Genomic DNA, 12,102 nt, shown 5'->3' on the forward strand with positions numbered 1-12,102 from the left:
GCCTTCCACGACCGGCTGAATCAGGCCCATTGCAGCCTTTCACGCCGGGCAGCCTGCCAATTGCGGACTGCTGTGGGGCGAGTTAAAGACATTCAATAATTCTGCCCCCCCTCTAATCGTAACGCTTCAAAAGGGCTGATTTATTGACAGATTCTTAAATCCCTACTAAAGATTTAGAGTCGGTCACGTCTTAGCGATAAAGGGATCTACTAGACTGTATTAGTTTAGGTGAAAGTGTTCCGCTTTAATTTAATGTATCCATGCTATAATTTTACAAATAGAAAGGGAATGCGTCATGACCGTGGACATACTTTCGGAAGAGTTGACCTTTTTCAAAGCTGCAACCACTCGCATGCGCTGGCTCATCAATGCAGCTGTGCTTGTATCTGTCCTAATATTATTGCACATATATCTGGAAAATTTCAGCCTCCAGAACCAACAACTGCAAGGTATTTACTACAATCGCTTTGTTAATCAAATCACAATATTGCGAGTGTGCGAGGGCACAGTATTTAATGAATTACTGATCCTTCCAGATAAAAGTGAAGATGAGCGCGAAAAACTCAAAAATAAAATAATAAATGAAAACGAAGCTTGTTTGGGGATATCAAACAAGGTGCGCGACTCGTTACTATCAACCCCATTCATGGAGGTTATCAAGAAATTCTCGAGATTGGAGCGAGAATTAACAATAAACGAAAATACTTTATACGGTGACAAACTTCCTGCAAGGGTTATTCCTGTATTGAATATGAATGTCCCTTCTAACGACTTCGTCATTGTCATGGCTATGATGTCGATGTTTATCGTTATTGGAATATGGATGAATCTTCGAGGCGTTCACGCCGCCCTCTCATCACTCTGCCTTCACGGGGATTTAGATGTCATCAAAGTAGCTCAGCTAAACACAGTGTTTCTTACCTATTCAGAGGTAGGTGGTAATATATTCGCCAAACGGATTCGTGCACTATCTATGTGGTTTCCATTTATAACGATTGTGACGGCAACGCTGATTGGGTATTGGCCCATATTACAGCTTAGAGTTGTGGGGTCTGGAACTTATACCGGACTGGACAGCTATGATGGTTCCGACTTAGTAATTGCAGTATTTCTTTCTTTATCGATGTTCGTATCAGTCGTGCACTGCTGGATCGCATTTAAGTGCTATGAAGTAATTAAGGAAATCGATTCCATATTTGAAGCTAAATTTTGCGTAAACATGCCGGCTTCAGGGGATAGGTCCTCCGAAGATGGTTAAGTAAGCGCCAGCATCTGTCCCCTTTAGCTTTCTAATTGCCGCCAGTTTTATTCGACGCATTGAGAGGCTGCTATTGGCCGATAGCTGCCCGCTGCGACAGCGAGATTGACACCGGTGCAGGCAGTGGCACTCACGAATAGCAATTGAAAGTTTGTGCTTAGGATACAGCCAAGCCATGCGGGACATACTGTCTAAAACAAATCATCGAGTGATGCATGTCCCCCGTTGTAGGACGTCTCCGAAACGCATCAACCAGGTTTTACATCACCCATTCACTCACCTATAGTTCGCCCGTCGCCGACACATCGGTGATCGACTTTAGCCGGTCGAACAAGAGTGCACGAGCGCCGCCGAAATGGAGGCGCTTTTTGCTGCCTGTGTTTCTATTTATGGCGGTCGTGCGTGGGACACCTTCGGGTGTGCCGGATTCTCTTGTCCGGTCGGCTAACCCGCGTACGGCTGCCACCTGATTTGCTTAGCCGCGATGGGTGGTAGCTCTTAACTCAAGAGAATATTTCCATGCCAGAATTCCGCCCCCTGCAAGGCAACCTCAGCACGACTGCCACGCTCTACATCGACACCGTCTCAACTTTCAAAAAATCTATAAACGCCCGAAGCGGCGAGGGCACATGCCTACGGTCGTTGTAGTACAAATAAGGCCCGTCGAATGCCTGCCACCAGTCCTCCAGTACCGGTAATAGCGTGCCCTGCTTGATCAACGGCCCAAGGTATTCCTCGAAGGTGTAGATAATACCGACACCGCCTAACGCAGCGCCCACCTCCAGGTCCTGGGATGAGCTGAGCAGCGGTCCCTGCGGAGGTACGCGAATGGTGGTGCCGTCTTTTTCAAATTCCCACACGCCCAGCTTGCCGCTCTCGAAGCGATGACCGATCAGGCGGTGGTCGAGAAGGTCGCGCGGGTGCAGCGGTGTGCCGTTTTTCTCCAGATAACCGGGCGATGCAGCAGCCAGGAAACGCTGTCGACGCGGGCCGATGGGCACGGCAATCATGTCTTTGGCCAGACTTTCCTCGTAGCGCACGCCCGCGTCGTAGCCGGCGCCGATGACATCGATGAAGGTGTTCTGCATCGTCACTTCGATGCTTACGCCAGGGTAGCGCTCCAGAAATTCGGGGATGAGTTTGGGCAGTACGAAACGAGCGACGGGCACCGGGACGTTAAGGCGTAAGGTACCTACCGGTCTCAGCGCATTGTCATCGAGGTCGCCAAAGGCTGCGTCTATTTGCTCGAGCGCCGGGCGTAGCCGCTCCAGCAGGCGGGCACCGACTTCCGTGGGGATTACGCTGCGGGTCGTGCGATTGAGCAGCCTGACGCCCAGTTCGCTTTCCAGCCGGCGTACAGCATCGCTGATGGATGAAGCCGACATGCCACGTTTCTGCGCCGCCACCCGGAAACCGCCAGCCTCCACAACTGCAGCGAAGAGTGCGACATCGGTCGGGTTGGGCTGGCGCATGGCTGCTCTCCAAAGAGGAAGGTACGGATTGTACGTCTGGGCGTACACAGCGTCCATTTCAGTACGGCTTATCGCCAGCAATCCACGGGTGAACAATGCCTCACGTCGACGTACTGCTTTGTCGCGGTACATCAGGTCAATACCCGCGAGAGGATCCAACAATGACGAACACTCTGCAGATGCAACCCCTACGTGCTGCCCGCTCGGCGTGGCGCAATACCTTGATGACGCTTGGCCTGGCCATTAGCTGTGTGCTTGAAGCAGGAAGTGCCGTGGCGCAAAGCCTGCCCAAGCCGGATTGGGGCCTGGCGGACATGCCCTCGCAGAGCGGGCGTATTTTCCTGGTGACTGGCGGCACCAGCGGCATGGGTTACGAGGATGCCAAAGCCCTGGCAGCAGCGGGCGCTCGGGTCGTGATCGCCGCCCGCAATCCGCAGCGCGGCGAGGAAGCAATTGCCCGCATCAAGCAGGAGGTAGCTGACGCCCACGTGCAGTTCGAAGCGGTGGACCTGGCCAGTCTGGCCTCGGTTCAGGCGTTGGGCGAACGCCTCAACGCCAGCTTGCCGCACCTCGATGGGCTGATCAATAACGCAGCGATCATGTCCCCCGCACAGCGTGGTACCTCCGCAGATGGCTTCGAGTTGCAACTGGCTACCAATTACCTGGGCCACTTTGCCTTGACCGCGCATCTACTGCCGCTACTGCGCAAAAGCGACGGCGCGCGGGTGGTGACGCTGTCCAGCATCGCGGCCGCCGGTGGCAGCATCAATTTCGAGGATCTGCAGGCTGACCAGGCCTATAACCCATTTCGATCCTATGCCCAGTCGAAGCTGGCCAGTCTGATGTTTGCCTTCGAGCTGCAACGCCGCAGCGAGGCGCAAGGCTGGGGGATTCAGAGCATGGCCGCGCACCCTGGTGTGGCGGTGACTGAGCTGATCAGGCGCGGCCCGGGCCTGGATAGCGAATTCGGGCGCAACTGGGCCAAGGATCGCGAGCGCTATCACTCCGCCGCACAGGGTGCGCTGCCGACGCTTTACGCAGCCACTGCGCCCGATGCTCAGCCGGGCGCCTATTACGGCCCGATTGGTGAAGAGGAAAAGCGCGGTCCTCTGGGGCTTGCCAGCGTACCGGCAGCGGCCAGGGACCCTGTGGCTACCACTCGCCTGTGGACGCTAAGCGAACAGTTGACCGGTGTCAGCTTCCACTGAGTCGCGCATCAGGAGAGTCATCATGCTGTCAGCAATTCTGATGCAGCGCCTCGGCGTCGCCATCAACGCCGAACGTCACGAACTGAATCCCGCGCTTGCGGGGTTCGCCTTGTTTTTCTGCCTGTTCTGCGGCTATTTCATGTTGCGGCCGATTCGCGAGTCGATGGGCATCATGGCCGGGATCGAGAACCTGCAATGGCTGTTCACCGCCACCTTCGTGGTCATGCTGGTGGCCGTACCGTTGTTCGGCTGGCTCAGCTCCCGCGTCCCGCGTATTCACTTCGTCGACTGGGTCTACGGATTCTTCTTTCTGAACCTGCTGGCGTTCGCCGCGCTGTTTCAGCTCAGCGCTGACAACGTCTGGCTGGCCAGGGTGTTTTACGTGTGGATTTCGGTCTACAACCTGTTCGTGGTCTCGGTGGCCTGGAGCCTGATGGCCGATGTCTTCGACGGGCATCAGGCCAAGCGGTTGTTTGCCTTCATCGCTGCGGGCGCCAGTGTTGGTGGCCTGGTCGGGCCGGCAATGAGTGCACTGCTGGTGGGGATCATAGGCCAGTCCGGGCTCGTGCTGCTGGCGGCCGTGCTTCTGGGTGTCGCCCTTAGCCTGAAAGCGCCGCTGATGCGCTGGCGGGAAATCGGTGGCGTCGGCAGACCGGGCGCGCCTCTTGCCGAGAGCACCAGCAAGCCGGTGAGGGGTAACCCGTTCAGTGGTCTGACCCGCGTCCTCAAGTCACCGTACTTGTCGGCAATTGCCGTTTTTGTCGTGCTGCTCGCTACCGTGACGACCTTGCTGTATTTCGAGCAGGCACGCCTGGTCGCCGAGCATTTTCCTGATCGCGAATCGCAGATCTGGGTGTTCGGCATCATCGATGTGATCGTCCAGGCCGGTGCCTTGCTGTCGCAGTTGTTTATCACCGGGCGCATCGCTCAGAAACTGGGTGTGCGCGCGCTGCTGGCGATCGTACCGATGCTGGTCTGCGTGGGCTTTATCGGGCTCGCCCTGGCCCCCACGTTCGCCATGTTGGCGGCGTTGATGATCGTCAGGCGCATCGGTGAGTACGCCTTCGTCAGGCCTGGCCGGGAAATGCTCTTCGCACCGCTGGACGCCGAGAGTAAATACAAGGCGAAAGGCTTTATCGATACTGTCGTCTACCGGGCGGGCGACGCGCTTAGTGGGTGGCTGAAGACTGCCCTGGACATGTTCAGTCAGGGCGCAGTAATGGTGGCACTGGTAGGCGCAGCCTGCGCATTGCTGTGGGGCGCGCTTGGCTGGTACCTCGGCAGGCAGGCTGACGCGCTGAGCCAACGCTCGACTGCTGAGCCGAAGCAGGCGAGCCTTTATCGACGCATGGCTGCGGCAGACGCGCGCAAATGCAATGAGTAGGCTATGGTCCAAGCGGGCGCGTGTCCCCACGTCCGTGAAGGGCAAAAACAAAAAAAGGATAGGTTATGCACTCATCTGCTATTGCTCGTCCGGCTGCGCCGGGTCGGTCGCTGCTTCTCTCGCTGGGTCTGCTCGCGGCGGGTATCACCCCGGGCGCGTGGGCTGACGATTATCCCCACGCCCAGGAACCGATTGGCACCGTGGAGCAGATCTATGATGGCGCCATGCTCCCCGATCTCGCGGTCAGTACCTACCGCAACATCGATCGGCTGTTTCCTACACACAGGATCATGGCCGGCGATCAGCCGTATGCGCTGGCGAAATCGGACAAACAGTTGCCCAACGTGCGCTTCACCGTCGGGGACAAAAAGTACGACCTCTATGACTTCATTGCACTGGACAGCATTACCGCGATGCTCGTGCTCAAGGACGGCAAAGTCGTGTTCGAGACCTACCAGCGCGGCAACACCGAGAAGACCCGCTGGATGTCGATGTCGATTGCCAAGTCCATCACTTCCACGCTGGCGGCTGCAGCGATCAAAGACGGCCTTATCAAGGGCCTCGATGCGCAAGTGGTGGATTACGTGCCCGAGCTCAAGGGCAGCGCCTACGAAGGCGTGACCGTGCGCGACGTGCTGATGATGTCTTCGGGGGTGAAGTGGAACGAGACCTACACCGATCCGGCGTCCGATCGTCGCGCACTGCTTAAGGCGCAGATATCGCAGAAACCGCGTTCGGCCATGACGTTGATGGCCAGTTTGCCGCGAGCAGCTGAGCCCGGCACGGTCAACAATTACAGCACTGGCGAAACGCAGGTACTGGGCGAGATCGTGCGGGGCGCTGTGAAGATGCCGCTGGCCGATTATCTATCGCAGAAGATCTGGCAACCGTTCGGCATGGAGAGTGATGCCCGCTGGTGGCTCGACTCGCCTGACGGGGTGGAAATCGGTGGCAGCGGTATCAGCGCCACGCTGCGCGATTATGGACGCTTCGGGCTATTTTTCATGAATGGCGGCAAGATCAATGGCGCGTCGATTCTGCCCGAGGGCTGGGTCAAGGAGGCGACGCTGCCGACCACCCTCAAAGGCGGCAAGTCCCTGGATTACGGTTACATGTGGTGGACGGCGTGGACCGAGCCATCGGTGAAAGACGGCGCCTATTCGGCGGTCGGTATCCAGGGCCAGAACATCTACGTCAACCCCGCCAATAACGTGGTGATCGTTACCTTCGGTGCCCAGCCAAAACCGGTTGATAAAGAGCCGATCGACCCGATGGTGTTCTTCGATGCCGTAGTGGCGGCGTTGAAGTAAGAACGCGCGTTGGATGAGATTAGTCTCGACCAGCGAAAGACTGCAGGTGCAGTAGTTCCCTGAGCTTGGGCGTTAGTGTCATTGCCCAAGTCGATCGCGCTCCGGGCCAAGCTCAAATCGCCGCTATCTTCGATCAACTGTTGTCTGTACGAGAGAGCGTGAACAATCTCCAGTAGACGGAAAACGAAAGAGCAGGCTCGCTTCGCGGTCATCAGACAATGGATGTGGACGGCGCTTTCCTTCTGGTTTTCCAGAAGCTGCAAGATAACATCGCAAGTATGGAGGAGGCGCTGGCCACGCTTGCGGAGGCCACAGGCGACATTCCAAAGCTGTAACGGTGGATCCTTCCGAGCTCGCCTGGAAACTGCATTTGCACCTTTGGGATGCCTGAGGCTTCAGTACCATGGGAATTCGTGGCGCCTGGAGCGGGAAAGTCGGGCTCCGTAGCGTTGCCTCCCCGAAATGCTGGCGTCTGTGCCGTTGGACTGCTGCCTGATAGGAGTGCTTCCAGCAATCATCACCTACAGCGTCGAGTGTTCAGTGGCATTGACCAGATGTCATGATCACACCGCGAGCACAGGGCCCCCTGGTCTTTTTGAATAAATTGTCCGAAACCACACTTCACGCAGCAATAAAGTGCTGAAGAGGGTGACTTTTTAAACTCCTCACGGTGTTCAGGGGGTAGGACGGATAAACCAGGACGCAGGTCTTCTTGTTCGTAAAAATATAGGCTGATGTCCCCATCAGTTTCCACCAGCCCCAATTTTACCTGGCCCAAATGCTCAACGCCTTGCTGCCGAAGCTCCATCAGCAGTTCGCTCGATGACATATTAAGCGTCTCGAGAGCCTTGGTTTCATAGAGTCCATCGCTAATTACAGTTACAGGTAAACCATCAATCCATGCTTCAAATTTTTTGCTCTTCGTCATGCTCAATACGGTGATACGGTAAAGCAGCAAGAGTGTGAGGAAAACGACGGCGACTGGCAGCAGCGGGACGTCATGGTAGAAAGACACATCACCTGCAGCTGAGCCCAGCGTCAGAATGACAACGAGCTCAAAGAGCGAAAGTTGCCTTATCCCTCGCCGACCACTGGATTTTAAAAAGAGAAAAACTGCTAAGAACGCAAAAGTTGCTCGCAAAGCTACTTCTAACAAAAACGATAGTGGAAATTCGTCTATCAACATGCGTTGCAGATCAAATGGAGACATCATTACCTCAGTTCTGTTTCGAAAAATTGGTCAATCGATCGCGAAATTTTTTATTTCAATGAAGCAGCGCAAGAGGGTGCTGCTGTACCTAAAGATGCCGGCTAAGCATCGGCGTCAGCTTATGATAGTAGATTGGTTGCGTTACAGACTTCACGATAAAGTTGCAAATTCGCACAGTTCTTCGCATGGTATTGCTGCGGATGATGAAGGTATTCAACTCTCTATGCGCGGCGGGGATCTGCATCTTGTGTGCCCATAGACCTGGCAGGTGGCGCTAATCTCTCGCCATTCATGGACACCAGCTGCCGTAGCCCGTTATGCAGGATTTAGCTATTGCTCGCCTTTGGTAGCGTGCACGCTCACAACCCTATGACAAAGGTAATGGTTATGTATTCAAGTCTGACAGGTCAGGTTGCGCTTGTGAGCGGCGCGGGCAGTGAGCTTGGGATTGGTATGGCAATCGCCCGTCGTCTTGGCGTTCAAGGGGTCAAGCTAATCATTACCGCGAGCAGTGAACGCATAAATGAGCGGGTTGCAGAGTTGCGCGTCGCTGGCTTCGAAGTAGAGGGTCGGCCTGTAGACCTGACTCAGGAAACGCAGGTTAGAGAGTTCGTCGAGTGGGCTGAAGCTGTGTGGGGGCACATAGATATTCTTGTAAATTGCGCCGGAATGGCTATGCAAGGGAGCCCGGAACATTTTGCCGAGCTATCCAGCACGAGCCTCGAGTCCTGGAACCATTCCATTGCAAGGAATTTGACGACCGCTTTCCTGTTAACCCACGGTGTTTTGCCGGGGATGCGTGCTAGAGAGTATGGCCGCATAGTGAACATCAGTTCGACCACAGGTACACGAGCCAGCAACCCAGGAGAGGCAGCCTACAGTGCGGCAAAGGCTGGAATGGTAGGGATGAGTATGAGCCTCGCCCTTGAGGTAGCTCAGTCAGGTATCACCGTGAATTCAGTTGCGCCGGGTTGGATTGCTACAGGGTCGACCACTCCGGATGAAGCGCGAGCAGGACGTTTTACGCCCATTGGAAGGGCAGGTCGACCAGACGAAGTGGCCGCTGCCGTTGCATTCCTGGCTTCACCGGACGCGAGCTACATCACGGGTGAGTTGCTTGTGGTAGACGGTGGTAATTGCTTGGTTGAAAACAAAGCTCATTAAGGCTTCTTTCTGTCCCTCCGGTTACCGGAAAGAGAAGCAGTCGGTCGTCGGCAACGTTTGATTTGATGACCCACTGCCCACCTTCTCCAAGCCCGGCCCTCGCGCCGGGTTTAATGTTTCCATCGGCGACCGACACCTGTCTGGATCTAGACCTGCGGGCCAGTAGAAGCCTGGTCGCGGGTTTTCCAAAGCGATAGCAGCACACCGCCCAGCAGCAAAGCCACGGTCACGCTCAGAGAAATGACTGCGGGAATCTTGCCGATGATGCCCACCATGAAGATCTTGCCGCCGATAAACACCAGCACCAGCGCCAGCGCGTACTTGAGATAGGCAAAGCGGTGGATCATCGCCGCCAGCGCGAAATACAGCGCACGCAGGCCGAGGATGGCGAAAATGTTAGAGGTGTAGACGATGAAGGGGTCCTGGGTGATGGCAAAGATCGCCGGCACGCTGTCCACAGCGAATACCAGGTCGGCACACTCGATCAGCACCAAAGCCAGGAACAACGGCGTCGCCCAGACCACGGACCTGCCACTGGCATCCACCTGGCGGACGAAGAAACGCTCTTCATGCAAGCGATCGGTCACCCGCATGTGTTTGCGCAGAAATTTCACCAGCAAGTTATCGCTAAGGTTCGGGTGGGCATCGACTTTGCTGAACAGCATCTTTACGCCGGTCAACAGCAGGAAGATGCCGAACACATAGAGAATCCAACTGAACTCGGCGATCAGTGCTGCACCCAGGCCAATCATGACAGCGCGCAGCACTATTACACCGAGAATGCCCCAGAACAGCACCTCGTGCTGATACTTACGCGGAATTGAGAGAAAGCTGAAGATCATCGCCATCAGGAAAACGTTGTCCATCGACAACGATTTCTCGATAAGAAAGCCGGTGTAAAAATCCATCCCGGCATCACCGCCCTTGACCTGCCACACCCAGAGGCCGAACAGCAAGCCAGCTGTGATATAGCCAGCAGACAGCAGCAGACTTTCACGAACGCCGATTTCTCGGTGCTCACGGTGTAACACCCCGAGGTCGAAGATCAACAGGCCCAGGACGATGCTGATAAAAACGAGCCACAACCAAGTGGCGGTGCCGAGAAACTCGGCAAAAAAGAACGGTTCCAAGGCCGTCATGAGCCCCTCCTCAAATGTCGAAGTTGTACAAACTGCAACTCCGACATGGCAGCGATTCGCTGTCAGAGGGGCCCGGCGTTGTGAAGGAAAATTTAAAAAGGCGCCTGTAATTTTTCAATAAGGCAAGGGTTGCAAGTTATTTCAATGGTTGGGCAAGTGGAGTGCCATTTCGCCTCAAATCGACCGCTGATTAACCCGAGCCATCAACTGCTCCGCAGTCTCCTTACGCTCCGAATACCGATCAACCAATTCTGCCTGATGCCCGCGCAGCAATACCGTGAACTTCACCAGCTCCTCCATCACGTCGACAACCCGGTCGTAGAACGGCGACGGTTTCATTCGGCCGGCTTCGTCGAATTCCATGTAGGCCTTGGGCACCGATGATTGGTTGGGGATGGTGAACATGCGCATCCAGCGTCCCAGAACGCGTAGTTGATTAACCACGTTAAAGGACTGGGAGCCGCCGCACACCTGCATCACTGCCAGCGTCTTGCCCTGGGTCGGGCGAACCGCGCCGAGTTCCAGCGGAACCCAGTCGATCTGCGCCTTGAACACGGCCGACATTGCGCCATGCCGTTCCGGCGAGCACCAGACCTGGCCTTCCGACCACAGCATCAGGTCGCGCAATTCCTGCACTTTCGGATGCTCAACGGGCGCATCGTCCGGCAGCGGCAAGCCGGAAGGATTGAAGATGCGCACTTCGGCGCCGAAGTGCTTCAGCAGGCGCGCAGATTCTTCGACCAGCAGGCGGCTGAACGACCGTTCGCGGGTCGAGCCGTATAGCAACAGAATGCGCGGTTTGGGGTCGGGCGTTGCTGTGGATACGTTTTCGAACAGGGTCAAATCGAGGTTGGGCAGGTGCTCAGACATGAGTCCTCCTTAAAGAGTGCCGATGCGATCAAGTTCGCCCTTGAGTTCATCGCGATTGAGGCGGTCGAAGGGTAATTCGAGAAACGCTGCGCAACGTTGCTCGATGCGCGCCACCGTAGCGCGGAAGGCCGCATCGATGCGTGCCTCGTCGCCCGTCACGTCGGACGGGTCTTCCAGACCCCAATGGGATTTCAACGCGGGGCCGAAGTACACCGGACAGGATTCGCCGGCCGCTTTGTCACAGACAGTGATGACGATGTCCGGCGGGTTGCTTTCGAACGCGTCGTTGCCTTTGCTGTGCAAACCTTCGGTAGCAACGCCGGCCTGTTGCAACGTCGACAGGCTGCGGGGCAAAACCTGTCCCTTGGGAAAACTGCCCGCACTGACCGCTTCGAACCCTGCCGGCGCGAGGTGATTGAAAATGGCTTCGGACAAAATGCTGCGGCAGCTGTTGGCTGTGCACATGAACAGGACTTTCATGGATTGCTCCGTTTGCTTCAGGCAGGAATTTATACAACCAGATCAGAATTCAGCAGCAGGTGGTTTCGCGAACCGGACGCCCATCCATGTTACGCAGCCGCGCAGCGTTGTCCTTGAACCATGCGGCATTGGCCCGCGACGTCACCTGCAGAATTTCGTGGACCCAATCCGGCAGGTCCGGATTGAGACGGTAATACACCCACTGACCCTGTCGGCGATCCAGCAACAGACCGCTGCTGCGCAATTGCGCAAGGTGGCGGCTGATTTTCGGCTGGCTATCGTCAAGGGCGCACATCAATTCACAGACGCACAGCTCACCCTGATCGACAATCAGCAACGTGGCGCGGACCCGGGTTTCGTCGGCCAGGCCTTTGAACAGCTCGGTAGGGGTGATCATCTGTGCAGTCCGGTACATATGGAAAATCGAATATACGGATAATCATATGTTTGGGGCAACAGGAATTTTCCGGATGGAATTTATTCGTCCAGCTTCGCCCAGAACCCCTCCGCAGAGGGACTGATTGGGCAGACGGTCGAGTGAGATGAATTTCCAAAGGCTCGGCGGGTGTAGCGATTTTGATTTTCCAGGCAGCGAGTTTGGGCATTC

General features: G+C 55.9%; 11 protein-coding genes. 5 read left to right on the forward strand and 6 right to left on the reverse strand.

The genetic code is table 11. The annotated features are described in order from the left end of the window. Positions 1-295: 295 nt before the first annotated feature. Entirely contained in the window at positions 296-1,258 is a 963-nt protein-coding gene (locus tag F8N12_RS01520) for a hypothetical protein (RefSeq protein WP_150578836.1), read from the forward strand. A 569-nt stretch (positions 1,259-1,827) separates the two neighbouring features. Here F8N12_RS01520 and F8N12_RS01525 read toward each other — a convergent pair. Next, positions 1,828-2,730, reverse strand: a complete 903-nt coding sequence (locus F8N12_RS01525) for a LysR family transcriptional regulator (protein WP_150578837.1) — start codon at positions 2,728-2,730, stop codon at positions 1,828-1,830. Positions 2,731-2,891: 161 nt separating this feature from the next. On the opposite strand from F8N12_RS01525, the gene F8N12_RS01530 reads away from it, so the two are divergent. From F8N12_RS01530 to F8N12_RS01540, 3 genes are all read left to right on the forward strand, one after another. After that, positions 2,892-3,938, forward strand: coding sequence for an SDR family oxidoreductase (locus tag F8N12_RS01530; RefSeq protein ID WP_150578838.1), 1,047 nt, complete (start codon positions 2,892-2,894; stop codon positions 3,936-3,938). 22 nt (positions 3,939-3,960) lie between these two features. Next, positions 3,961-5,322 carry an NTP/NDP exchange transporter gene (locus F8N12_RS01535; RefSeq protein ID WP_150578839.1) on the forward strand — a complete coding sequence of 454 codons (1,362 nt, stop codon included), beginning with the start codon at positions 3,961-3,963 and terminating at the stop codon, positions 5,320-5,322. A 65-nt stretch (positions 5,323-5,387) separates the two neighbouring features. Continuing rightward, positions 5,388-6,632 carry a serine hydrolase domain-containing protein gene (locus F8N12_RS01540; protein ID WP_150578840.1) on the forward strand — a complete coding sequence of 415 codons (1,245 nt, stop codon included), beginning with the start codon at positions 5,388-5,390 and terminating at the stop codon, positions 6,630-6,632. A 517-nt stretch (positions 6,633-7,149) separates the two neighbouring features. Here F8N12_RS01540 and F8N12_RS01550 read toward each other — a convergent pair. After that, positions 7,150-7,842: a DUF421 domain-containing protein gene (locus tag F8N12_RS01550; protein WP_150578841.1), complete on the reverse strand. Its 693-nt coding sequence runs from the start codon at positions 7,840-7,842 to the stop codon at positions 7,150-7,152. A gap of 387 nt (positions 7,843-8,229) precedes the next feature. Here F8N12_RS01550 and F8N12_RS01555 point away from each other — a divergent pair, with 387 nt between their 5' ends. Further along, positions 8,230-9,006 (forward strand): SDR family NAD(P)-dependent oxidoreductase, encoded by a 777-nt coding sequence (locus F8N12_RS01555; RefSeq protein ID WP_150578842.1) that lies wholly within the window; start codon positions 8,230-8,232, stop codon positions 9,004-9,006. Positions 9,007-9,152: 146 nt separating this feature from the next. Here the strand turns inward: F8N12_RS01555 and F8N12_RS01560 are convergent, their stop codons facing one another. The 4 genes from F8N12_RS01560 to F8N12_RS01575 all read right to left on the reverse strand — a co-directional run bounded on the left by F8N12_RS01560 (position 9,153) and on the right by F8N12_RS01575 (position 11,892). Continuing rightward, complete coding sequence (locus tag F8N12_RS01560; RefSeq protein WP_150578843.1) at positions 9,153-10,145, reverse strand: TerC family protein; 993 nt, start codon at positions 10,143-10,145, stop codon at positions 9,153-9,155. 174 nt (positions 10,146-10,319) lie between these two features. Continuing rightward, positions 10,320-11,015 (reverse strand): arsenical resistance protein ArsH, encoded by a 696-nt coding sequence (arsH, locus tag F8N12_RS01565; protein WP_150578844.1) that lies wholly within the window; start codon positions 11,013-11,015, stop codon positions 10,320-10,322. A 9-nt stretch (positions 11,016-11,024) separates the two neighbouring features. Then, entirely contained in the window at positions 11,025-11,495 is a 471-nt protein-coding gene (locus tag F8N12_RS01570; protein ID WP_150578845.1) for an arsenate reductase ArsC, read from the reverse strand. Between the two features lie 49 nt (positions 11,496-11,544). Further along, complete coding sequence (locus F8N12_RS01575; RefSeq protein WP_150578846.1) at positions 11,545-11,892, reverse strand: metalloregulator ArsR/SmtB family transcription factor; 348 nt, start codon at positions 11,890-11,892, stop codon at positions 11,545-11,547. Positions 11,893-12,102 lie beyond the last annotated feature (210 nt).

It is taken from the genome of Pseudomonas fluorescens (assembly GCF_902497625.1).
GTDB classification, from domain to species: domain Bacteria; phylum Pseudomonadota; class Gammaproteobacteria; order Pseudomonadales; family Pseudomonadaceae; genus Aquipseudomonas; species Aquipseudomonas fluorescens_BQ.

Coding starts and splice junctions, on each gene's coding strand:
- F8N12_RS01520 (WP_150578836.1), top strand. CDS start 296: ATGACCGTGGACATACTTTCGGAAGAGTTGACCTTTTTCAAAGCTGCA.
- F8N12_RS01525 (WP_150578837.1), bottom strand. CDS start 2,730: ATGCGCCAGCCCAACCCGACCGATGTCGCACTCTTCGCTGCAGTTGTG.
- F8N12_RS01530 (WP_150578838.1), top strand. CDS start 2,892: ATGACGAACACTCTGCAGATGCAACCCCTACGTGCTGCCCGCTCGGCG.
- F8N12_RS01535 (WP_150578839.1), top strand. CDS start 3,961: ATGCTGTCAGCAATTCTGATGCAGCGCCTCGGCGTCGCCATCAACGCC.
- F8N12_RS01540 (WP_150578840.1), top strand. CDS start 5,388: ATGCACTCATCTGCTATTGCTCGTCCGGCTGCGCCGGGTCGGTCGCTG.
- F8N12_RS01550 (WP_150578841.1), bottom strand. CDS start 7,842: ATGTCTCCATTTGATCTGCAACGCATGTTGATAGACGAATTTCCACTA.
- F8N12_RS01555 (WP_150578842.1), top strand. CDS start 8,230: ATGTATTCAAGTCTGACAGGTCAGGTTGCGCTTGTGAGCGGCGCGGGC.
- F8N12_RS01560 (WP_150578843.1), bottom strand. CDS start 10,145: ATGACGGCCTTGGAACCGTTCTTTTTTGCCGAGTTTCTCGGCACCGCC.
- arsH (WP_150578844.1), bottom strand. CDS start 11,015: ATGTCTGAGCACCTGCCCAACCTCGATTTGACCCTGTTCGAAAACGTA.
- F8N12_RS01570 (WP_150578845.1), bottom strand. CDS start 11,495: ATGAAAGTCCTGTTCATGTGCACAGCCAACAGCTGCCGCAGCATTTTG.
- F8N12_RS01575 (WP_150578846.1), bottom strand. CDS start 11,892: ATGATCACCCCTACCGAGCTGTTCAAAGGCCTGGCCGACGAAACCCGG.